Genomic DNA, 21,482 nt, shown 5'->3' with positions numbered 1-21,482 from the left:
TATACGTATGACACCCGACACAGACATTCCTCGTTACACGGGGCTGAAACGCATTTACAAAGCCACTTTCTTTTCTTTAAACGGCCTTAAATTGGCGTGGCGATCCGAGGCTGCTTTTCGTCAAGACTTTGTCTTATTTGTTGCAGGGGCCGCCGTCGCCTGCTGGTTAGATGTCGCTTCTGTTGAGCGCGCGCTGATGATTTTGGTGCTTGGCTTAGTACTCATTACGGAGCTACTTAATTCAGCGGTAGAAGCCTGTGTCGATCGGATAGGGCTTGAATACCACCCCATGAGCGGCGTCGCTAAAGACATAGGATCAGCCGCTGTTTTTGCCAGTTTGCTACTAACAGCGGTCGTGTGGGCGGTTATTCTGATCCCTTAATGTCGTTGACCTGCAGACTAAAACTAAACTGAGTCTCGCTGTGATCTATGTGATACTCCCAGTGATTAGCGTCACAAATGCGGCTCACAATCTGCAGTCCAATACCCAGCTGTTCTGCATCAGTTGGGTTACCTATTGTATTTGTTATGGTTAACTGCTTGCCATGGGCGGATAAACAGACAGCCTGGTCAGTGTGCATTAGTGCATTACGTATCAGGTTGTCCAGTAAAATGGATAACATGAGCGGTCTTACATTCCAGTTTATGTCGCTGATTTTACGGGTTAATCGATAGCTGCTCTCAGGAGAGAGGTGCTCCGTCAAACCGTTGATCATGCTTTCTAACCGTGCTGCACTGATGGCTTCAATCGGCATGTAGGTATCATGATTTTCTCGTCCCAACCATAGAAACCCATCAATAAGCGAAGATACGCGCTGAATAGCCGTATTCATTCGTGTAACGATCCGCTGGTGTATGGGAGAGTCGGGCAGACTTTCACGCAATATGTCGAAGTTACCCCGGATCACCGTGATGGGGGATCGAAGCTCGTGACTGGCAAAGCGAGTGAAGTCCTGTTCTCGTCTAGTGAACTCATACATACGCTGAATTAAATCGCCAAATGCATGGTTGAGCTGCCCTATTTCGTCGTCGCGATCCATTCGCGGAAAATGACCTTTGTTAATATCAAAGGTCTCTACTTGCTTTTTTAGTGTTATAACTGGGGTGGCTAAGTTTTTTGCCATCCAGCGCACCATTAGCAGTGTGAGAACAGTGGATAGGATGACGGCGGCTACTATAAATAGTATGTCGTCAAACTCGGTTTCAATTAGGCTGACATCGTGCTCGGTATTAAATAATAAATAGTAGGGCTTTTGAGTCGAAGGGTTAAGCTCCATCATGATCGAGCTACCGTTTTCAAGCTGGGTTAGCCCCGGCTTGAAAACGATATCCCTCAGCGCAGTAGGTAACTGCGATTGTGTTAGGTAGAGATCAAAATATTCGGTATGTGTGGGAGCATTCCCCTGCTCAGAAGAGGTTTGATTTAATAAACTGACTGTGTGATGGATAGCGAAGGCCACGTCTTGGCTATCGTCAGGCTCGCTGTATTCAATGAATGCCCAAATACCCAGCATCACCACCAGCATGACAGAGAAGGTATAGCTACCGATCGCTAACATGAGGCGTTGGGTGTAATTCATATGCTTAACGCTGTTAGTCAGCTGTGATAATACGCTCATGTGATACGTTCCGGTGTGTCTAGAAGTCGGTAACCCATTCCCCTAATTGTCTCTAGCATTGGGTATGTGAAAGGTTTATCGATAATTTGACGCAATTGATACAAATGGCTGCGTAAAGCATCGCTGTCCGGCGGTTCGTCTTGCCATAACGTTTGCTCCATGCGTTGGCGAGATACAATATTTGGGGCTTGCGATACTAGCAAGCGCAGCAGTCGAAACTGCAACGCGTTTAGCTTTAAGGGGTGTCCTGCGCGACTCGCACTTCCTTGCTCTACATCCAGCTCTAGCTCTCCGTATTTTAGCGTGCGTACGTGCTGTCGAGATACCCGTTGGCTGAGTGCCTTGATACGATAGACGAGTTCCTTCATTGCAAAAGGCTTCACGAGGTAATCATCCGCGCCTGTCGAAAATCCGGTTATTTTATCATCCAAGGTGTCACGTGCCGTTAGGAATAAAATAGGTGTTGTACAGCCCTCATGGCGTAGCGCTTGGCAGGTGGACAAGCCATCGCGTCCTGGCATCATGATATCGAGCACAATGACATCATAGTGTTGGCTTTGCGATAGGGTCAGGGCTTGGTTGCCGTTCTTTGCACAATCAACATCAATACCATGAAGCTCTAATTGGTCTGCGATGGTCGTAAGTATGTCGATATCATCATCAGCGACTAGCACTAGCATGTAGTAGGTTCTCTTGGATAGCGGCGGCTGTTTTCGCTCTGTGTTCTGAGCGATACAATAAGGGGCAGCATACCACTGCAACTAGCCAGCAAATACCCAAAGTCCATAGGTCATGCGATAAAAAGTGCGCGCCGCGCAATTGTTGAATGCCGCCAAAGAAGAGTCCTAACGCCACAACGCTTAGTAGCCCCCACCAGCGCCACCGCGGAGCGTGCTTAGTGAGTAAAAAGTAGAGCCCAAACCAGGCGTAGCCTGCGCTGGCGTGTCCTGCTGGGAAGCACTCAGAGGTAGATGGGCTGAACATATGCTCAGAGAATATAGGGAAGTACGTTTGAGAACCACCAAACATGCTCAGTCCCCATGGACATTCAACATTGCTAAATCGTTTTCCAACGGCAATTACAATAACGGACACTAAAATGCTAATCACTAAGTATGTCAGGGGGCGTCTCCATACGCGCAGTGGTTTAAGCATAAAGCTGAATAACCAGGTGATGAGTACGACCAGTGTGAATACCGACATCAGATTGCGTGCGCCAGTATGAAACACCTCCTTGAACCACCAGTTATCTTTGAGTGCCCACTGCCCGCCTTCCCATCCATATAGGGTTTTAGCGATTGCAAGATCCCACTGTTGCCATTCAAAACAGGTGGCTATTACACTAAACACAATCAGCGGTATGACTAAGTGATTACGCATAAAATGATTAGGCATTACATCGGCTTCCGGCAAGTACCAAAGAGATCGAGCGTCGGTTGATAAGCGTTTGTTTGTATGTCGAGTAACCCCAGCAATGAATGGAAGAGGTTATCTTGGCTGACGGCTTGATCGGCTTTTTGTTTGATACACGGCGCGCTGATTTTTAGCTGTGAAAGATAATTGGGTGAGAACCAAGTCATAAAGGGCACATGGGTTTGCTCTTCAGGTGCCATAAAATAAGGCAAACCGTGAAGGTATACGTTCGCCTCACCTAACGACTCACCGTGATCGGATAGGTAGATCATGCTACTGACGAAGCGATCTTCGTGTTGTTGTAAAAAGTTAATCACTTGGTTGAGAAAATAATCGGTATATAGAATCGTGTTGTCGTAAGCATTGGTGATCTCCTCTCGGCTGCATTGCTCTAAATCAGCGGTATCGCAGACAGGTGTAAACTGATTAAAGCTCGCCGGGTAGCGTTTTGAGTAGGCTGGCCCATGGCTGCCTTTCTGGTGTAACACGATAACAATATTGTCGCTGGTTTGTTGCGTGTAGATCTTATTCAGGTAGGCATCTAAACCATTCAACATCACTTCGTCGTAGCACTCATTGCCGTCACAGAACTGATCGGCTTTATAGTCGTTAATGTCTTCGCTCTTTACGCGAGCACACACGCCTTTGCAGCCAGAGTTGTTATCCCTCCATAAAACTGTGGCTCCGGCATGTGATAGAACGTCTAAAACATTCTCTCGTGCGCGCACGCGGTTAGCGTCGTAATCGTCATGTGTAATGTCTGAAAACATGCAGGGTACTGAGACAGCAGTGCTTGTCCCGCACGATGACATCTGCGAGAAATTTACCAGCGGTTGTTTGCTCAGAAGCGGGTTAGTGTCGCGCTCATAACCATTGAGTGAGAAGTTCATTGCGCGTGCAGTTTCTCCTACAACCACAACCGTGATCACGGGCTTAAAGTGAGTTTTGACGGCTGCTTTTGCTGAGCCGATAAGTGAGAGCGTTGGCGCTTTGCTTGTTACTGCGGTATTGGGCCAAACGTCCCCCATTTTGGCATCTCGGCCGACGGGCTCTAACACGCGTGCTTGTTCATCATACGCGCCAGCGAGGTAACGGCTGGTGTAATACAAATAGTTACTAGGGACAATTAAGTGGCGTATCTGTCGGTTGTTTCGGAAAGTGGACGAGTATTCTTTAGCGAAAGAAAGGTCGATGGCCCCGATGACGAGGATACAGCCGATAATCAGCAGTACTTTGTTACGTAGTTCGGGCCAAAAAGGACGATAACGGATACGAGTGCGCAGGACGACAATGGACGGTATCACGCCTAACACTAGTAGGTAGAGGAATAGTTTTCCGCTGAGTAAATCGTATGCTTCAGCCGGATCTGTTTCAAAAGTATTTTGTACCATCTCTTTATCAATAACGACACCGTAGGTGTTCATAAAGTAGGTAACAGGGGCCGCCGTCATTAAAATGAATATCAGTATGGGTTTTTGCACATATTTAGCGCTAAAAATTGTCAGGATGATGGAAAGTGCAGCGGCTATAAAGAGAACAAACGAGGTAAAAAATAGTACCCGCCCTGCGTTTAGCTCTGGGAATGCGTTAAGTAGTGTTTGCCACAGGGCTGTGTTGTAAAAAAGGGTTAATAAACCAGCAATAACTAACGTCAGTTGTTGGCTTGATAGACTTAACGCAGTGATGGGTCCAGAGGTGGCGGTGACCTTAGCGGAAATGTGTTGTGGCATTGGGCTACTCAGGCTGTCGGATTGAATGAGCCTAACGTAATCTGCACAAGGTGAAATGGATGTGAAAAGTAGGTGTGTTTTTAATCCGCAGGATGATTAAATACACGCTTTAGAAATTGTCATTGATAAGGTACAAACGATGGCCCATTTTACTGTGATCGGTTTAGGCCGTTTTGGTATCGCCGCTAGTTTAGAGTTGATCCATCTAGGGCATACGGTGACAGGGGTAGATCTAGATCCCAAAATCGCAGAAAAATACGCTGATAACTTAACGCAAATGGTTATCTGTGACGCGTCCGATGAAGGGGCTTTACGTGAGCTAGACCTTAACAGCAGTAACGTCGTGTTAGTGGCGATTGGTGAGGACATGGAAGCTAGCTTGTTGAGCACGCTGGCCTTAAAAAACGTTGGTGTGAAAAACATTTGGGTAAAAGCCAGTAGCAAAGCGCACCACACCATCGTGTCCAAGCTGGGTGTCTCACGGATCATCCACCCCGAAGAAGAAATGGGGATCCGGGTAGCACAGGCCTTGAATTATCCCATGGTTAATAATTACCTATCGCTGGGTCATGGCTTACATGTGGTAGAAATCCCAATTAAAGAGAAACTCAATGGCTCGACTATTGGGCAAGTACTTAAAGATCTGCGAGGTTCAGTAGACGCTATTCTCGTCAAACGAGGCCCAACTAAGTTTACTAAACTCGGGCATGACTTTGCGCTCCTCACTAACGATGTGCTCTTGTTATGTGGCACACGTGCCGAGCTACAGTACTTGGCCCCTCGGCTGATCTAATATGGAACAGTGGCATCCTAGTATCAGCCCTTTGGAGCGAAAACCAAAAGCGTCAGGCAAAATTGCAGCCGCTCCGCCGCTGATTTTATGTGGGGGTTTTCTTTTACTCATTGCGCTCGGTACTTGTTTACTTAAGCTGCCAATGGCAACGCATGTGCCTATCTCCTGGGTGCAGAGTGTTTTTACCTCGACATCCGCGGTCACCGTTACTGGCTTAGCGGTAGTGGATACAGGCACGACCTTTACTGTATACGGACACCTCATTATTGCCCTCCTCATACAGTGCGGGGGGTTGGGGCTAATGACCTTGGCGATAGTCACCCTGATTGCCTTGGGTGGAAAAATTAGCTTTCTTCAGTTTACGGTCGCCCGTGAAGCGTTTAATCAGACGGATGCCTCAACGCTCGTATCAACGGCTAAGTCGGTGCTTATCTTCTCGATGATTATTGAGCTGATCGGCATGTTAGTGTTGTTTCTCTATTGGTTAGAGCCTTTAGGGTGGCAAACCAGTTTGTACCATAGTTTTTTTTATACCATTAGCGCGTTCAACAATGCTGGGTTTGCATTGAGGGCCGACAGCTTAACGCCTTATGTTGCTGATCCAGTCATCAACATGACCATTACAGGGCTCTTTATAGCAGGAGGCTTAGGGTTTTCTGTTTGGATCGACTTAGTGAAGAATAAGCGATGGGCCAAGCTGTCGCTCTATAGCAAGATGATGATTTTAGGAACGGTCGTTATCAACTCTGTAGCTGTCATTGCTATTTATTGTATTGAATACAACAACCCCAATACGCTGGCGCCTTTAAGTGAATCCGGTAAATGGCTGGCGTCCTGGTTCCAAGCCGTGACAACGCGAACGGCTGGCTTTAATACGGTAGCCATTGATCAACTCGAAGATGCAACAACCGCCTTAATGTTGATGCTTATGTTTATTGGTGGCGGTTCTATGAGTACCGCTAGTGGTATTAAAGTTGTGACTTTTATGGTGTTGGTGATGGCCACCTATAATTACTTACGCCGAGATGGCGCCGTGCATTTTTTAAAGCGTGAAATACCGAAAGAAACCGTAAGCAAAGCGCTTGCTTTAACCATTATATCGGCCGGTGTAACGTGGATCGCTATTTTCTGCCTGTTACTCAGTGAGGAAGCCGATATGTTGGATATTGTGTTTGAGGCCGTTTCTGCGTTAGGAACAGTCGGGTTATCTAGAGGTCTCACCACGTCATTATCCGAAGCTGGGGAGTTTATTCTAATCTTCTTGATGTTTATGGGACGCCTGGGGCCGCTCACGCTAGCGTATTTCTTGGCGAGCCCTCGGATTAAAAAGCTGCGCTATCCGAGTGCTAAAATTGCCATCGGATAATACGTAGCAGATTACTTCCCAATACAGAAACTAGAAAAAATACGTCCTAATAAATCATCGCTAGTGAACTGCCCTGTTATTTCGCCCAAGGCGTGCTGTGCTTGGCGTAAATCTTCAGCCAGAAGTTCGCCTGCGCCGTGCATTTGCAGTTGGTCACGGCCGGTGATGAGTAACTCATGTGCCGTATCTAGCGCTTCTAAGTGGCGGCGTCGGGCAAGAAAACCGCCTTCGGTAGTCGCTTGATACCCCATGCATTGTTTTAAGTGGTCGCGCAGGATATTAATCCCCTCGCCTGCTTTCGCTGATAAGTTGATAAGCGGGTAACCATGCGCTTGTGTTTGGCCTATCGTCTCGCCACTTAAGTCAGCTTTGTTACGAATCACGGTAATTTTACTATCATCGTTCAGCTGATCGACAAACTCTGGCCAGATTTGATGCGGGTCATCAGCATTATTGCGCATACTATCGACCATCAGCAAAACACGGTCCGCTTTTTGTATCTCATCCCACGCGCGCTGGATGCCTATACGCTCAACTTCATCAGGAGCCTCTCGTAAGCCTGCCGTATCGATAATGTGTAATGGCATACCATCAATGTGAATATGTTCGCGTAAAACGTCGCGAGTTGTGCCTTCTATGTCGGTCACAATGGCTGTTTCGCGTCCGGCTAGCGCATTCAGTAAGCTCGATTTGCCCGCATTAGGACGGCCGGCAATAACCACGCTCATGCCTTCGCGAATCAGGCTACCTTGTTTGGCTTCTATTTGTACGTCTTCTAAATTGTTGATAATACTATGTAAGTCGTTGAGTACCTTACCATCCGCTAGGAAGTCGATTTCTTCCTCTGGAAAATCGATTGCCGCTTCAACATAGATGCGCAAATGGATTAGTGATTCGACTAGGTGGTCAATACGGCGCGAGAACTCACCTTGCAATGAGCGTAAGGCGCAGCGTGCTGCATGCTGGGAAGAGCTGTCGATTAAATCCGCTATGGCCTCTGCTTGGGCCAAATCGAGCTTATCATTGAGGAAGGCTCGCTCTGAGAACTCCCCCGGTCTAGCCAACCTCGCGCCTAGTGATTGGACGCGCTGCAATAAAAAGTCCATGACGACCGGACCGCCGTGGCCTTGTAGCTCAAATACATCTTCACCGGTAAACGAATTAGGCCCAGGGAAGTAAAGTGCTATCCCTTCATCTAACTCATTGCCTTGCTCATCCTTAAACGGGCTGTAATGGGCGTAACGTGGCTTGGGGGCATACCCAAGAACAGATTCAGCAATGAGAGCCGCTTTAGGCCCTGATACACGGACAATCCCTACCCCGCCACGACCGGGTGCGGTTGCTTGCGCTGCAATGGTGTCTTGTGTGTAGCTTGTCATCAAATGCTCCGGGTGTTGGGTTATTGAGTTGCGGTGCTGGTGTACATGAGGTTGTTTAACTCACCGTATAATAGCGATTTTTTACTCATAAAAAAGGCTCCCGAAGGAGCCTGTAGTCGCTGAGCGTATGCCTAGGAGGCTTTGCTGTCGCCTGCTTCTATTTGTTTGTTGATTACATATTGCTGTGCAATCGACAGGATGTTGTTCACAACCCAGTACAGTGTCAGACCTGCAGGGAACCACAGGAAGAAGAAAGTAAACAGGATTGGCAGCATTTTCATCACTTTGGCCTGCATTGGATCAGGTGGTGCAGGGTTAAGTGTTTGCTGAATAAACATACTTGCACCCATGATAATTGGCAGGATGAAGTACGGATCTTTCGCTGATAAGTCAGCTAGGTATAAGAACTCTGCATGGCGAAGCTCAACGGATTCAGCTAGTACCCAATACAAAGCAATGAAGATCGGCATTTGTGCCACCATTGGCAAACATCCGCCCAATGGATTGATCTTCTCTTTCTTGTAAAGTTGCATCATAGCTTGAGACATCTTCTGGCGATCGTCACCATACATCTCTTTCATGCGCTTCATTTCAGGAGCAAATTTACGCATTTTAGCCATGGACTTAAACGCTTTTGCGTTTAATGGGAAGAGAACAGCTTTAACAATCAGCGTAATACCGATAATCGCTAAGCCCCAGTTACCCAAGAAGCCGTGCAATGCTTTAAGTAGCATGTAAAGCGGAGAAGCAATCCACCACAATACGCCAAAATCGATGGTTTTATCGAGTTTGGGTGCCGCTGCTTCCATTTCATCAACGTTTTTAGGACCAGCATAAAAATGCGCGCCTACGCTTGCTTCTGAACCTGGAGCAACAGTTAGCTCAGGTGAAATAAAGCCAGCAATATAGTTGTTGTTGATTTTGCGCGTGCTGTACGTGTACTCGGCACCTGGTGCTGGTATCCATGACGTCACAAAATAGTGTTGAACCATCGCAACCCAGCCATCTTCCGATGTCTGCTTAAAGTTGCCATCGTCGTCGATGTCACCAAATGAATACTTCTGATAGCTATTTTCTGTTGTAGAAAACACTGGGCCTAAGTAAGACTGCATGCCCATATCAGGTGATCCGTTTGGATCTTCGCTGTTATCACGCTTAATTTGACCAAATAAGTTGGCTTTAAACTCAGCGTTGGATTGGTTGTTGATTAAATATTCAACACCAATATTGTGCGCACCTTCGGTGAAAGTGAAACGCTTAGTGATCTGCACACCTTCAGGCGTTGTGTATTTCAGATCAACAAAAAGAGTTTGATCACCTTCCTGCGTGTAGCTGGTTTGATCGGCCGTATATACAGGGCGACCATCTTTATTAGCATCAGGACCATCACGACCCACTAAGCCGCTTTGAGAAACGTACGTGCGGTTAGGCGTTTGTTCAAGAAGTAGGAAAGGTTGATCACTATTAAGGCTCGCTTTTTGTTCTGGAAGTGCGAGTTGAATAATGTCACCACCTTTAGTGTCAATTAAGACATCTTGAACCGGTGTGGTAACCGTAATGATTTGTGCGCTGCTGGTTTGAGCGGCGGCTGGCTGTTCTGCGCTATCGCTAGTCGCAGGAATATCTGCCGTAGCTTGAGCAGTGCCTGTTGCAGGGAGGTCACCAGTGGCTGTTTTACTACCATAGGCAGAAACAGAGGCTACCGGTGCTTCGGCTGTTGGTTTCTGTCCGTAATCTTCATTCCACTGCAAAATTAGCATGTAAGAGATTAATGACAGAGCGGCAATCAGTATGACTCGCTTTACATCCATGGGATTAAGACCGTTTCACTTGCTTGTTGTGTGCGTTATTGGCTTTCTGAATTAACTTATTCCAGCTTTTCATAGATAAGGCATGAATATCTTCTGTACTGAGATCCCCTAAACCGGGACGCGCCAGTACTACCATGTCTAAAGCAGGCAATTTATGTTGATTCAGGCGAAAAGACTCGCGAATAATACGTCGAACGAGGTTACGTTTCACTGCTCTACGTATATTTTTTTTAGAAATGACAAACCCGATGCGTGGATGATCGAGTCCGTTGGGACGGGCGAGAATTAAAACACGCTGGTCGTGCGCCTTAACGGAGGCATCATCGAAGACGTATTTGAAATCCCCGGCAGTTAGCAAACGTAACTGCCGGGGATATTCGTGTTTGGTCATTCAACGATAACCAGACCAGCGACTGCTACCGATTAGGCAGACAGACGCTTGCGGCCTTTAGCACGACGACGGTTGATAATAGCGCGGCCGCTTTTAGTTGCCATGCGAGCGCGGAAGCCGTGGTTACGTGCGCGTTTTAAAACGCTTGGTTGAAAAGTTCTTTTCATCAGTCAGTCCTACTTAATGTTCGTTTGTGCTCGAATATTGGCTGGCTGAAGCCCTACAGAGCAAATTTTAAGGCACGAGATTGTAGTGAATCCGTACGGTTATATCAAACCTTATTTGGTGGTAAATGCCATAAATAGAAAGATTTTTTCTGCACATATATTTGTACTTTTTTAAACAGAGGGTAAAAAGGTAAAAAAACTCTATTAATGCTAAATCTGTGAATTGAATTCTATTTATCTTTATAAAACAATTAGTTGGTCTGTTGGTAAGGGTGTGTTTAAACTGTATTAATTATGTTTATAACGCCATATTTGTATGTTTTTTAAACTTTTTGGCTTTTGTTGAGCGAGTTTTACAATTATTCACAAAATAAGTGCCAACTTTATTCATCTTGTTGTGGATAACTGGTGTGCGGCGCGTTAGAATGCGAATGTTTTAAGGTTATACGCATGTTTGACTAATGTTAGATGACTTGCAAAGACGTTTATCGGGCTAGCGTGCGTGCTTTAAAAAGCGGTATTACTTAATTTAGCGGAGAAGCTATGTCAGCAGAGTTGTGGGAACGCTGCTTACCCAGTTTACAAAATGAGTTTCCTGCCCAACAGTACAATACGTGGGTCAGGCCTTTGCGCGCCGAAGAAAGCCAGAGCTCGGTCTTGGTATTGGTTGCGCCTAACCGTTTTGTTCGCGATTGGGTCAATGACAAGTTTCTATCGCGCATCCGCCAAGTTATTTGTGACGTATCTGGTGATATTAGCGCTGATGTTCGCGTTGAAGTGAGTACGGCAGGCCCCGCTCATTTGATGTCGCGTCGTATGCCCGCGGCTCCACCGCGCCCTCGCCCGGCTGCTCCCACACCCAGTGCGCCACAAGAGAGCCATCAGCCTGCGCCTTCTTACATGGATCCTCCACCAGCTGCTACGGCTCCTCGCTATTCTGAAAGCGCCCCAGCCGAAGCGAATACTTACTTACATACGCAAAGTCAGCCTCAGCCGCAATTAGAGCTAGATGTAGGTGTGGTTGAGCCCGAGCGTAAGATTATTGAAGTTGAAGGTGGTTTGCGCCATCAATCAAACCTGAATGATTCCTTCTCGTTTGATTCATTTGTACAAGGTAAATCTAACCAGCTAGCTTTGGCTGCTGCGCAACAAGTGGCTGATAACCCAGGTGGCGCTTATAACCCACTCTTTATATATGGTGGTGTGGGTCTTGGTAAAACTCACTTGATGCATGCCGTTGGTTTGGAAATGCTGCGTCAGAACCCCAACGCGCGCATCGTGTATTTGCACTCAGAGCGCTTTGTTGCTGACATGGTAAAAGCGTTACAGCTTAACGCCATTAATGATTTTAAGCGTTTTTACCGGTCGGTTGATGCGCTGTTAATTGATGATATTCAGTTTTTTGCAGGAAAAGAGCGCTCACAAGAAGAATTTTTCCACACTTTTAACGCCTTGTTGGAAGGCGGTCAGCAGATGATTTTAACCAGCGACCGTTATCCAAAAGAGATTCATGGTGTTGAAGAGCGACTAAAATCGCGATTTGGTTGGGGCTTAACCGTAGCTATCGAGCCGCCAGAGCTAGAAACCCGAGTCGCAATTGTTATGAAAAAAGCCGAAGAGGCGCGCATCTCATTACCTGATGATGCGGCCTTTTTCTTGGCGCAAAAAATACGTTCCAATGTTCGTGAGCTTGAAGGCGCACTTAAGCGCGTTATTGCTAACGCACATTTTACCGGTAGTGCTATTACAACACCCTTTATTAAAGAGTCCCTTAAGGACTTACTAGCATTACAGGATAAACAAGTTAGTATTGATAATATTCAGCGTGTGGTCGCCGAGTATTATAAGATTAAGATATCCGACCTGCTTTCTAAGCGTCGTAGTCGATCTGTAGCCCGGCCGCGTCAGGTAGCGATGAGTATCGCTAAAGAGCTGACGAACCACAGTTTGCCGGAGATTGGGGATGCCTTTGGTGGGCGCGATCATACAACAGTGCTGCATGCCTGTCGTAAGATTAAGCAACTACGTGAAACAGATGCGGATATCAGAGAAGATTATCAAAACCTGCTGCGTCACCTGACATCGTAGCAGCGGATCGAACTAAGGTAGGTAGCCATGAGATTCGTCATATCGCGTGAAGCATTAATCAAGCCCTTGCAGTTGGTGGCTGGGGTGGTTGAGCGTCGCCAAACCCTTCCGGTACTGTCCAATATTTTATTGGTAGCCGAAGGCGATCAGTTATCCATGACCGGAACCGATCTCGAAGTTGAGTTGGTTGGCCGCGTTATGCTAGAAGAGCCCGCTGATGCAGGCTCTGTGACTGTGCCAGCGCGTAAGCTAATGGATATCTGTAAGTCCTTACCGGACGATTCACGTATCGAGCTTGAATTAAGCGGCCAAAAAATGGTGATCAAGTCCGGCCGTAGCCGCTTCTCACTGTCTACTTTGCCGGCGGCTGAGTTCCCTAACGTAGAAGATAGCCCGCAAACATTTGGCTTAACCTTATCGCAAGGTCAGCTGCGTTATCTGATCGAGCAAACTGGCTTCTCAATGGCTCAGCAAGATGTCCGTTACTACCTAAACGGCATGCTGCTAGAAGTGACCGAGAACTCATTGCGCACAGTGGCTACCGACGGCCACCGTTTGGCAACCAGTGTTGCATCGGTAGAGACAGATCAGACAGGCGATCACCAAATCATCGTGCCACGTAAAGGTATATTAGAGCTGGCTCGACTACTTCAGCACGGCGATGAGCCTTTGCAACTGGTGATCGGTGCTAATCATATTCGTGCGCACGTGGGTGATTTTACGTTCACCTCCAAGCTAGTTGATGGCAAGTTCCCTGATTATCAGCGCGTTATTCCACGTAATGGCGACAAAGATGTATTGGGTGACCGTCAGGAGTTGCGCAAAGTCTTTAGCCGTATCGCGATTTTGTCTAACGAGAAATACCGAGGCGTGCGACTCTCGTTAACCAGTGGCTTCTTGCAGGTCATGGCGAACAACCCCGAGCAGGAAGAAGCCGAGGAAACTATCGCTATCGACTACCAAGGTGAAGCGCTCGAGATCGGCTTTAACGTAAATTACTTGTTAGATGTGCTCTCGATTTTGAATACGGATGTTGTTCGCTTTACCTTATCTGACTCTAACAGCAGTGCGCTGATTCAAGGGTTTGATGAAGACTCAAGCGTATATGTCATAATGCCGATGCGCATGTAATTGCAACACTGTGAGCCTGCCATGTGGCGTCGTAACACGCCACATGGACTCTTATGTCGATAACATCCCTGTCTATTAAAAAAATACGTAATCTCTCTGAGGTCGCCTTTACGCCAGCAAAGCGGATCAATATTATCCACGGCGCTAACGGTAGCGGTAAAACCTCGCTGCTTGAAGCTATCCATTTTCTTGGATTAACACGTTCTTTCCGGACCAATCAGTTTCGTTATCTTGTCACCTCGGCTGAGCGTGAATCTTTAGTGTATTCCGAAGTCGACAGTTACAGCGCTGGTAAGTCGCATCCTTTGGGGATTAGCCGCAACCTCGATGGCGATGTCCGCATTCGTTATAGTGGTGCAACGCTTGAGCTGTCGGAGCTTGCAAGCTTGTTACCTTTGCAAGTTATTAACACTGATACGTTCGAATTATTAGAAGGTAGTCCTGCTATTCGTCGACAATTTATCGACTGGGGCGCTTTCCATGCAGATCAAACATTTATCATGATCTGGCGAAGCTTTAAGCGTGTGTTACAACAGCGTAATTCTTTGCTGAAGTGTGGTAAAATTGATCCCACTTTACGTGAGCTCTGGGATAAAGAGCTGGTTCAGTACGCTGATCAGCTTACCGCGCTTCGAAAGGCTTATATTGAAGAGTTAATACCGGATTTTGATGCGATTTTGCACCGGCTAAATTCCGACCTTGATATACGCTTGTCGTTCGCTCCCGGTTGGGATCAAAAAATACCGTTAGATACGCTGCTAAACGACAACCTGCAACGGGACCTTAAACAAGGGTTTACCAGTGCAGGTCCGCAGCGAGCTGATCTTAAAGTAAAAGTAGATGGCGTGAGTGCGGCAGAGCGACTCTCGCGCGGGCAAAAAAAGTTGGTGGTGAGTGCGCTTAAATTAGCGCAAGGTGCTGTATTTCACCGCATGAGCCAGCGCCCTTGCATCTATTTAATTGATGATCTGCCGTCAGAGCTCGACGAACAGCACTGTCGCTTGTTTTGCGAGTTTTTAGAACAAACACATAATCAATGTTTCATCACCTGTGTTGATCCGGCCAGTTTGCTAGGATTTTGGCAGCCGGAAACAGAGGTGGCCTGCTTTCATTTAGACAGCGGCCAGTTGGTGTAGACACACTGAGTCAGGAGACAGCCATGAGTGGCGAAGAGAATAATTACGATTCGAGTAGTATTAAGGTCCTAAAAGGCCTGGACGCTGTTCGTAAGCGCCCAGGAATGTATATTGGTGATACAGACGACGGAACAGGTCTGCACCACATGGTATTTGAGATTGTTGATAACTCGATCGATGAGGCGCTGGCAGGCCACTGTAGCGAGATAAGCGTCACTATCCATCCCGATGAAAGTGTCTCTGTTGCCGATAATGGCCGTGGTATTCCTACCGATATCCATGAAGAAGAAGGCGTATCAGCCGCCGAAGTTATCATGACGGTATTACACGCCGGTGGTAAGTTTGACGATAACAGCTATAAAGTGTCCGGTGGTTTGCACGGTGTTGGTATTTCCGTTGTAAACGCCCTATCGTCTGAGCTAACCATGACGATTCGTCGCCACGGCAAAGTTCATGTACAAAATTATATCCACGGTGTACCAGAAGCTCCCTTGGCAATCGTCGGTGAAACCGACCAGTCGGGTACTGAGATTCGTTTTAAAGCTTCAGAAGCGACCTTCACCAACGTACGTGAATTCCAATTTGAGCTATTAGCTAAGCGCCTGCGTGAATTGTCGTTCCTTAACTCGGGTGTCCGTATTGTATTAACGGATGAGCGCACAGCTCGCCAAGAAATATTCGAATACGAAGGCGGCTTAAGCGCGTTTGTTGAGTTCTTAAACAAGAATAAAACAACCGTGAATAAAATCTTCCATTGCTCTGCTATGCATGAGAACGGTGTTGGTGTGGAAGTCTCTTTGCAGTGGAATGATTCGTACCAAGAAGGCATCCACTGCTTTACCAACAATATTCCACAACGCGATGGTGGTACTCACTTATCGGGTTTTCGTGCAGCGCTAACGCGAACGTTAAACAACTACATCGAATCTGAAAGCCTCAACAAAGGCAGCAAAGTCGCGACTTCGGGTGACGACAGCCGTGAAGGCCTGTGTGCGATTATTTCGGTTAAAGTGCCAGACCCTAAGTTCTCATCGCAGACGAAAGACAAGCTAGTCTCATCAGAAGTTAAAACAGCGGTTGAGCAAACCTTCTCGCAAGCCTTTGCTGACTTCTTGCAAGAGAATCCACAAGAAGCCAAAGCTGTTGTTAATAAAATGATCGATGCCGCCCGAGCGCGTGAAGCGGCGCGTAAAGCCCGTGAAATGACACGTCGTAAAGGCGCCCTCGATATCGCTGGCCTGCCAGGTAAACTGGCTGATTGCCAAGAGAAAGACCCTGCGCTTTCCGAAATCTACCTAGTGGAGGGTGATTCGGCGGGTGGATCGGCTAAACAAGGCCGTGACCGTCGTACCCAAGCGATTTTGCCACTCAAAGGTAAAATCCTTAACGTGGAGAAAGCACGTTTCGATAAGATGCTGACCTCCGCTGAAGTCGGCACCCTGATCACCGCACTGGGTTGTGGTATCGGCCGCGAAGAGTTTAATCCGGATAAACTGCGTTACCACCGTATCATCATCATGACCGATGCCGACGTGGATGGATCACACATTCGTACCCTGCTGCTGACCTTCTTCTTCCGTCAAATGGGCGAGTTGATCGAACGTGGCCATGTGTATATTGCGCAGCCGCCACTGTACAAGATCAAAAAAGGTAAGCAAGAACAGTACCTTAAAGATGATGAAGCCCTCGAAAATCACCTGCTTCAAGGTGCATTAGACGGCGCAAGCTTCCATGTTAACGAAGACGCGCCTGCTGTTTCGGGTGCAGCCCTTGAGCAGCTTATTAACCAGTATCGTCATGTAGAGCGCGTGATTGATCGTTTGAGTAAGCTTTACTCGGCTCAAGCGATGACGCAAATGATCTACATGCCAGTGCTCACACCCGAATCCTTAAAGCAGCGTGACGTAGTCCAAGGGTGGACAGAAACATTACTGGCGGCGTTAGATCTTAAAACATCGGCGAGTGAACGTTGGTCTTTTGAAGTGGTAGAAGACAAAGAGCATAGCGTTTACCTACCGCGCTTGATCTATGTAAACCACGGCGTAGATACCACCTACACCTTCCGTAATGACTTCTTCTCGTCTCGCGAGTACAAAGCCATTGCTGATATGGCCAATGCGTTAGAAGGCCTGTTAGAAGAAGGTGCTTACGTGAAGCGTGGTGAGCGTACCAGCGCGGTTGGCAATTTCAAAGACGCGATTACATGGCTACTAGAGCAGTCTAAACGCGGCAACTCGATCCAGCGATACAAAGGATTGGGCGAGATGAACCCTGACCAGCTATGGGAAACCACCATGGATCCAGACGCTCGTCGTATGCTGCAAGTCACCATCGAAGACGCGATCACAGCGGATCAGCTATTCAACACCCTCATGGGTGATGAAGTTGAACCACGCCGCGCATTTATCGAAAGCAACGCACTAGCGGCAGCGAATGTGGATGTTTAGGTAAGTGTAGTAACTAAAAAAGCAGCCGAGAGGCTGCTTTTTTTATGAATACTTTGAATCAATTAATGCCTAAGTTTTCTCCCTTATCTTTATCGAAAGAAGGTTCGAAGTAGTTCTTCCGCGTTGTGTTCTTTGAGTGCTGCTTTTAGTGATTCGTTATAATCCAGCTGGGCTTTTTCAACACACTGGCGACCTTTGGATGAAACGCCACGTCTATCATCAGGCAATACAGGGGCAAGTTGTGAATGACTTTAAGATATTGTGTATCAGTAGCTACTGATACCTTGGGGAGATTTTAGTATTGAATGGGAAGCGTCGTTTTTCTTGTGCTGTTAATGCCGGTAAATAGTTTCAACTAGGTGAAAGCCAAACTTAGTTTTTACTGGGCCATGTACGGTGAGTAGTGCTTTTTTGAAGACGACGTTGTCTATTGGTTTCACCATAGTTCCGGGGCCGAACTCGCCTAGGTCTCCTCCCCGTTTGGCTGAATTGCAGAGGGAATGTTTCTTCGCTAGCGTGGCAAAGTCGGCACCTTTAGCCAGTTGCTGCTTGAGCTTTTCGGCTTCTTCTTTTGTTTTTACTAAGATGTGTCGAGCACCGGCTTTGGCCATGGTTCTTACCTATGTGATTGTCGGGGTCTTTAATGCGTATGCCATAACGCGTTTATATTACCGTGTTGCGGGAGTGGTCAGCTAGGCGGGCCATCGAACATACGGTTACGTGCGTTGTTAATATGATCTCGCATGGCTTCTCGGGCGGCGTCTGAGTCCCCTTCTTTAATGGCGACAATGATAGCGTGGTGTTCGGCTTGTACCAACTTCAAGCGCTCGCTTGAGTGCCGTAATGATAGGTTGCGCGTGATGTTGATGCCATCGGTAATGCTCTTTTCTAAAGACTGCAATACGGTGCTGTAAAAGTGGTTGTTTGCGGCATTGGTGATGGCAAGGTGGAAAGCAAAATCCTCATCAGTTGCTAGCTTGCTCGATACATTTGCTTCGTTCATTTTTTCATAAGCGCTGATAATGACATCGAGCTGTGCGGGTGTCTTGCGCTTGGCAGCGAGCGCGGCTGCTTCGGCTTCCATCGTAGCGCGAAACTCAAAGCAACGCTGGATATCAGCAATACTTGATAACGGCGAAAATTGTAATACGACGTTATCGGGTTGCTTAATGACATAGCTGCCTGACCCACGGCGTGAGGCGATTAGCTCATCTTCTCTTAGGCGAGCTAGTGCTTCACGCAATACGGGGCGCGATACATTGAGTTCTTTACATAACTGTGTCTCTGCAGGCAGCTTTGTATTAAGCGCGTAGGTGCCGTCGATTATGGAAGCGAGTATTTGCTCATAAACGATTGCCCCTAAGGATTGGTGTGAGTTGCTAATGTGAGCGTTTCCCTTACTCATAAGTGTGTACCATGGCCTTATGTGAGCACGATAATAGGTATGTCGTGGCCTATTACCTAAGTTTACTATTCTTGCTTCAGTTTCTGAAGTTGTCTTACTAATTTGCTTAATATTACATTTTTTAATCCATAATTGTTAAGAAAACAGCAGTTTAAAGTGAAAATAAAGTCTAAAAGTGTCTCCTTTTTAATAATAATCAGTAAAAAGTTGTAAATATTAGTTTGATTTGTCATTTTCCGAGGTGTATTGTCACCCTCATGTTTTAATCAAACGGAGGGGAACACATGAGTGAGGCTAGTAGCTTTGTAAAGATCGATGAGTCGGTCTTGGAGCGGTTACGTAACGTTTCAACAGCGACGTTGCATACTGCTTTATTCAAACGAGGCTTGCGCAATACCTTTATCCAAGGGGTTAGCCGCGTTAATCAGAAAAAAGTTAAGATGGTTGGTCAGGCCTTTACGTTGCGCTACATTCCGGCACGCGAAGATCTTGATACAGTGAGTGCTTTTAAAGACCCTGAGCACCCTCAGCGCTTAGCGGTTGAGTCCGTACCTGCAGGTATGATTTTGGTTTCAGATTGCAGACAAGATGCCTCGGCAGCAAGCGCCGGTAGTATTTTGTTGTCTCGTCTTGAATATCGCGAATGTGCAGGCTTTGTTTCAGACGCGGGTATCCGAGATTTTGAGCATGCCTCAGAAATGGATCTGCCTATCTTCTGCGCTAAACCAAGCGCACCTACTAATTTAACGAAACATCATGGTGTTGATCTGCAACTTCCTGTGGGCTGCGGTGGTGTTGCTGTTTACCCAGGAGATGTATTGGTGGGTGACGGTGATGGTGTGATTGTAATCCCTGTTGAAATCGCGGATGAGATTTCGCAAGAAGCGATCAAGATGGAACAGTTTGAAGATTACGTTATTGAGCAAGTACAAGCCGGCGCTAAAGTGATTGGTTTATACCCGCCTAATGACGAGTCGCTAGCAAAATACAACGAACACATGAACGGTTAATAACGTAAGCCCCGCCTTGATAATACGTGGGTTGTATTAGATGGGTTTATATCGGCGGTTTACACAGCGTACCTATTAATAATCCTATAAAAAGAGAAATAGTTATGTTTACTAAAAGTATAAAAAAGACATTAACAGTAACACTTGGCGCTTTAGTACTTAGCACATCAGCTATGGCGGCCGACTTCCCTACTCGTGATATTCGCTTAGTTGTGCCTTGGCCTGCTGGCGGCGGCGCTGATGCGATCTCACGTAAGATTAGTAATATTGCTGAGCAAGAGTTTTCTAAGTCAATCTACGTAGAAAACATAGCTGGTGCTGTAACCGCGACAGGCTTGATGCAAATGATGCGTGCCCGTCCCGATGGGCATACGGTAGGTGTCTTAACGTACGACAGTATCATCACGCTGCCGCGAGGCAAAATGGTACCCGGTTACTCGCTCGATAATATGGAGCCTATTGCTCGTATTACGCGTGAAGCGGATGCCGTGGTTGTTTCTAAGCACTCAGGCTTTAATAGCTTTGAAGAGCTGATTAACGCCGCAAAAGAGAATCCAAATACGATTCGTGTTGGTGTGGCTCCTAAAGGCTCAGGCCCTTTCCTCGCTGTTCGCCGTTTAGAGCAGCAAGCGGGTGTAACTTTTAACGTTATTTCATACCCAGGTTCTTCGAGTGCTGAAGCTGAAGCATTGTTATCGGGTGAGCTAGATGCTGCTATTTCTAGCTTGGGTGACTTTAACGGGATCATCTCATCAGGCGACGCTAAAGGTGTTGTCGAGCTTTCATCTGAGCAAAACCCTTCTTACCCGGACGTTCCGCCGATCAGCACGTTTGGACATGATCTGGAAACGGGTAGCTTTATTGTCTTAGCTGCGCCTAAGAACACGCCTAAAGAGGCCATTGCAACCCTAGAGGCCGCTTATAAAAAAGCGTTCGAAACGCAAGAGTTTCAGTCATGGGTAACCAGTGTTGGCGTAACACCTAGTTGGTTAGGTGCTTCAGAAGTCCAAACATGGATCGATGAATTGCAGACTAATACATTTAAAGTAATGGATGAATTAGGTTTATAAATACTGAAAAACACACGCCTCTGTTCTGATGAGGCGTGTGTACGGGTATATGATGATGCTTTTAAATAGAAATTTAGTATTTCTGTATTTGGTCTTTGCTCTTTCCCTTGGCTATTTAATAACAGCTATTAATTTGGGAAGCCCGCTGTCTGATGGGCGTGTAGAGCCGTCTTTTTTCCCTATTTTGCTTGGGCTTTTTTCCGTTACTTTTAGCGCCATTTTGGTGTTTCGAGAGTTCGCATCTATTAAGCGTAGTAGCCAATTAGCGGAAGATGACAGTTCGGTAGGTAAGGCGAATTACTCTCCATTGTGGGTCATGTTGTCGATCTTTATTTACATCATGGCGTTTCAGGTAGTGGGGTATTTTCTATCTTCATTCCTGTTCGTTTTATCAATTATCGTAATCTTCTCATCCCTCGATAAGATAATTCAAAAAACAATAATTTCATTAATCATAGCGGCGCTTGGATATCTTGTTTTCGAACAGATGTTTGGTGTTCGGCTGCCAGCTCTTTGGGGGTAAGTT

At 46.8% G+C, this 21,482-nt stretch carries 20 protein-coding genes; 10 read left to right on the top strand and 10 right to left on the bottom strand.

The annotated features are described in order from the left end of the window. Positions 1-7: 7 nt before the first annotated feature. On the top strand, positions 8-382 hold the full coding sequence (locus tag OW491_RS09835) for a diacylglycerol kinase (RefSeq protein ID WP_277252193.1): 375 nt from the start codon (positions 8-10) through the stop codon (positions 380-382). On the opposite strand, the gene OW491_RS09830 is transcribed toward OW491_RS09835, so the two are convergent. From OW491_RS09830 to OW491_RS09815, 4 genes are read right to left on the bottom strand one after another with little or no spacing between them, the layout of a single operon-like run. After that, positions 366-1,619, bottom strand: coding sequence for a HAMP domain-containing sensor histidine kinase (locus tag OW491_RS09830; RefSeq protein WP_290035806.1), 1,254 nt, complete (start codon positions 1,617-1,619; stop codon positions 366-368). The two genes, OW491_RS09835 and OW491_RS09830, sit on opposite strands and share 17 nt — an antisense overlap. Further along, complete coding sequence (locus OW491_RS09825; protein ID WP_277252195.1) at positions 1,616-2,299, bottom strand: response regulator transcription factor; 684 nt, start codon at positions 2,297-2,299, stop codon at positions 1,616-1,618. Before OW491_RS09825 ends, OW491_RS09830 begins: the two co-directional genes overlap by 4 nt. Next, positions 2,280-3,014, bottom strand: a complete 735-nt coding sequence (locus tag OW491_RS09820; protein WP_290035804.1) for a phosphatase PAP2 family protein — start codon at positions 3,012-3,014, stop codon at positions 2,280-2,282. Before OW491_RS09820 ends, OW491_RS09825 begins: the two co-directional genes overlap by 20 nt. Continuing rightward, entirely contained in the window at positions 3,014-4,762 is a 1,749-nt protein-coding gene (locus OW491_RS09815; RefSeq protein ID WP_290035803.1) for a phosphoethanolamine--lipid A transferase, read from the bottom strand. The genes OW491_RS09820 and OW491_RS09815 overlap by 1 nt, the downstream gene beginning before the upstream one ends. A gap of 139 nt (positions 4,763-4,901) precedes the next feature. Between OW491_RS09815 and OW491_RS09810 the strand changes: the two genes are divergently transcribed. Together OW491_RS09810 and OW491_RS09805 are read left to right on the top strand one after the other, a co-directional pair. Beyond that, positions 4,902-5,555, top strand: coding sequence for a TrkA family potassium uptake protein (locus OW491_RS09810; RefSeq protein ID WP_290035802.1), 654 nt, complete (start codon positions 4,902-4,904; stop codon positions 5,553-5,555). A gap of 1 nt (position 5,556) precedes the next feature. After that, positions 5,557-6,921 (top strand): TrkH family potassium uptake protein, encoded by a 1,365-nt coding sequence (locus OW491_RS09805; protein ID WP_075173951.1) that lies wholly within the window; start codon positions 5,557-5,559, stop codon positions 6,919-6,921. A gap of 11 nt (positions 6,922-6,932) precedes the next feature. Here OW491_RS09805 and mnmE read toward each other — a convergent pair whose 3' ends face one another. The 4 genes from mnmE to rpmH form a co-directional block, all read right to left on the bottom strand. Then, positions 6,933-8,300 carry a tRNA uridine-5-carboxymethylaminomethyl(34) synthesis GTPase MnmE gene (mnmE, locus tag OW491_RS09800; protein ID WP_290035801.1) on the bottom strand — a complete coding sequence of 456 codons (1,368 nt, stop codon included), beginning with the start codon at positions 8,298-8,300 and terminating at the stop codon, positions 6,933-6,935. Between the two features lie 131 nt (positions 8,301-8,431). Further along, entirely contained in the window at positions 8,432-10,111 is a 1,680-nt protein-coding gene (yidC, locus tag OW491_RS09795; protein ID WP_178969668.1) for a membrane protein insertase YidC, read from the bottom strand. A 4-nt stretch (positions 10,112-10,115) separates the two neighbouring features. After that, on the bottom strand, positions 10,116-10,502 hold the full coding sequence (rnpA, locus tag OW491_RS09790) for a ribonuclease P protein component (RefSeq protein ID WP_075173948.1): 387 nt from the start codon (positions 10,500-10,502) through the stop codon (positions 10,116-10,118). 32 nt (positions 10,503-10,534) lie between these two features. Continuing rightward, on the bottom strand, positions 10,535-10,669 hold the full coding sequence (gene rpmH, locus OW491_RS09785; RefSeq protein WP_075173947.1) for a 50S ribosomal protein L34: 135 nt from the start codon (positions 10,667-10,669) through the stop codon (positions 10,535-10,537). Between the two features lie 543 nt (positions 10,670-11,212). Here rpmH and dnaA point away from each other — a divergent pair. The 4 genes from dnaA to gyrB are packed head-to-tail and all read left to right on the top strand — an operon-like array spanning position 11,213 to position 17,471. Then, a complete protein-coding gene (gene dnaA / locus OW491_RS09780) occupies positions 11,213-12,757 on the top strand; it encodes a chromosomal replication initiator protein DnaA (RefSeq protein ID WP_075173946.1) in 1,545 nt (514 codons plus the stop codon). 27 nt (positions 12,758-12,784) lie between these two features. Then, on the top strand, positions 12,785-13,888 hold the full coding sequence (gene dnaN, locus OW491_RS09775; protein WP_075173945.1) for a DNA polymerase III subunit beta: 1,104 nt from the start codon (positions 12,785-12,787) through the stop codon (positions 13,886-13,888). Positions 13,889-13,941: 53 nt separating this feature from the next. Further along, the gene (gene recF / locus OW491_RS09770) at positions 13,942-15,024 is read left to right on the top strand and encodes a DNA replication/repair protein RecF (RefSeq protein ID WP_075173944.1); all 1,083 of its coding nucleotides are present in this window, start codon (positions 13,942-13,944) and stop codon (positions 15,022-15,024) included. A gap of 23 nt (positions 15,025-15,047) precedes the next feature. Continuing rightward, a complete protein-coding gene (gene gyrB / locus OW491_RS09765; RefSeq protein WP_075179614.1) occupies positions 15,048-17,471 on the top strand; it encodes a DNA topoisomerase (ATP-hydrolyzing) subunit B in 2,424 nt (807 codons plus the stop codon). Positions 17,472-17,803: 332 nt separating this feature from the next. Here gyrB and OW491_RS09760 read toward each other — a convergent pair whose 3' ends face one another. Continuing rightward, positions 17,804-18,082 (bottom strand): peptidylprolyl isomerase, encoded by a 279-nt coding sequence (locus OW491_RS09760; protein WP_075173936.1) that lies wholly within the window; start codon positions 18,080-18,082, stop codon positions 17,804-17,806. A gap of 77 nt (positions 18,083-18,159) precedes the next feature. After that, positions 18,160-18,876: a FadR/GntR family transcriptional regulator gene (locus OW491_RS09755; protein ID WP_075173935.1), complete on the bottom strand. Its 717-nt coding sequence runs from the start codon at positions 18,874-18,876 to the stop codon at positions 18,160-18,162. Positions 18,877-19,160: 284 nt separating this feature from the next. Between OW491_RS09755 and OW491_RS09750 the strand changes: the two genes are divergently transcribed. The 3 genes from OW491_RS09750 (at position 19,161) to OW491_RS09740 (ending at position 21,479) form a co-directional block, all read left to right on the top strand. Further along, positions 19,161-19,886, top strand: coding sequence for a ribonuclease activity regulator RraA (locus OW491_RS09750; protein WP_075173934.1), 726 nt, complete (start codon positions 19,161-19,163; stop codon positions 19,884-19,886). 104 nt (positions 19,887-19,990) lie between these two features. Continuing rightward, positions 19,991-20,956 (top strand): tripartite tricarboxylate transporter substrate binding protein, encoded by a 966-nt coding sequence (locus OW491_RS09745; RefSeq protein ID WP_290035798.1) that lies wholly within the window; start codon positions 19,991-19,993, stop codon positions 20,954-20,956. Positions 20,957-21,005: 49 nt separating this feature from the next. Continuing rightward, positions 21,006-21,479 (top strand): tripartite tricarboxylate transporter TctB family protein, encoded by a 474-nt coding sequence (locus OW491_RS09740; RefSeq protein WP_170870371.1) that lies wholly within the window; start codon positions 21,006-21,008, stop codon positions 21,477-21,479. Positions 21,480-21,482 lie beyond the last annotated feature (3 nt).

Origin of the sequence: Neptunomonas sp. CHC150 (genome assembly GCF_030397555.1) — a bacterium.
Lineage (GTDB): Bacteria > Pseudomonadota > Gammaproteobacteria > Pseudomonadales > Balneatricaceae > Neptunomonas > Neptunomonas phycophila.
The sequence above is the reverse complement of the archived record's forward strand: the minus strand, read 5'-3'. Positions and strand labels throughout refer to the sequence as shown.

Bases quoted from the DNA above. Each gene is read 5' to 3' on its own strand.
- OW491_RS09835 (WP_277252193.1), top strand. From the start codon at position 8: ATGACACCCGACACAGACATTCCTCGTTACACGGGGCTGAAACGCATT.
- OW491_RS09830 (WP_290035806.1), bottom strand. From the start codon at position 1,619: ATGAGCGTATTATCACAGCTGACTAACAGCGTTAAGCATATGAATTAC.
- OW491_RS09825 (WP_277252195.1), bottom strand. From the start codon at position 2,299: ATGCTAGTGCTAGTCGCTGATGATGATATCGACATACTTACGACCATC.
- OW491_RS09820 (WP_290035804.1), bottom strand. From the start codon at position 3,014: ATGCCTAATCATTTTATGCGTAATCACTTAGTCATACCGCTGATTGTG.
- OW491_RS09815 (WP_290035803.1), bottom strand. From the start codon at position 4,762: ATGCCACAACACATTTCCGCTAAGGTCACCGCCACCTCTGGACCCATC.
- OW491_RS09810 (WP_290035802.1), top strand. From the start codon at position 4,902: ATGGCCCATTTTACTGTGATCGGTTTAGGCCGTTTTGGTATCGCCGCT.
- OW491_RS09805 (WP_075173951.1), top strand. From the start codon at position 5,557: ATGGAACAGTGGCATCCTAGTATCAGCCCTTTGGAGCGAAAACCAAAA.
- mnmE (WP_290035801.1), bottom strand. From the start codon at position 8,300: ATGACAAGCTACACACAAGACACCATTGCAGCGCAAGCAACCGCACCC.
- yidC (WP_178969668.1), bottom strand. From the start codon at position 10,111: ATGGATGTAAAGCGAGTCATACTGATTGCCGCTCTGTCATTAATCTCT.
- rnpA (WP_075173948.1), bottom strand. From the start codon at position 10,502: ATGACCAAACACGAATATCCCCGGCAGTTACGTTTGCTAACTGCCGGG.
- rpmH (WP_075173947.1), bottom strand. From the start codon at position 10,669: ATGAAAAGAACTTTTCAACCAAGCGTTTTAAAACGCGCACGTAACCAC.
- dnaA (WP_075173946.1), top strand. From the start codon at position 11,213: ATGTCAGCAGAGTTGTGGGAACGCTGCTTACCCAGTTTACAAAATGAG.
- dnaN (WP_075173945.1), top strand. From the start codon at position 12,785: ATGAGATTCGTCATATCGCGTGAAGCATTAATCAAGCCCTTGCAGTTG.
- recF (WP_075173944.1), top strand. From the start codon at position 13,942: ATGTCGATAACATCCCTGTCTATTAAAAAAATACGTAATCTCTCTGAG.
- gyrB (WP_075179614.1), top strand. From the start codon at position 15,048: ATGAGTGGCGAAGAGAATAATTACGATTCGAGTAGTATTAAGGTCCTA.
- OW491_RS09760 (WP_075173936.1), bottom strand. From the start codon at position 18,082: ATGGCCAAAGCCGGTGCTCGACACATCTTAGTAAAAACAAAAGAAGAA.
- OW491_RS09755 (WP_075173935.1), bottom strand. From the start codon at position 18,876: ATGAGTAAGGGAAACGCTCACATTAGCAACTCACACCAATCCTTAGGG.
- OW491_RS09750 (WP_075173934.1), top strand. From the start codon at position 19,161: ATGAGTGAGGCTAGTAGCTTTGTAAAGATCGATGAGTCGGTCTTGGAG.
- OW491_RS09745 (WP_290035798.1), top strand. From the start codon at position 19,991: ATGTTTACTAAAAGTATAAAAAAGACATTAACAGTAACACTTGGCGCT.
- OW491_RS09740 (WP_170870371.1), top strand. From the start codon at position 21,006: ATGATGATGCTTTTAAATAGAAATTTAGTATTTCTGTATTTGGTCTTT.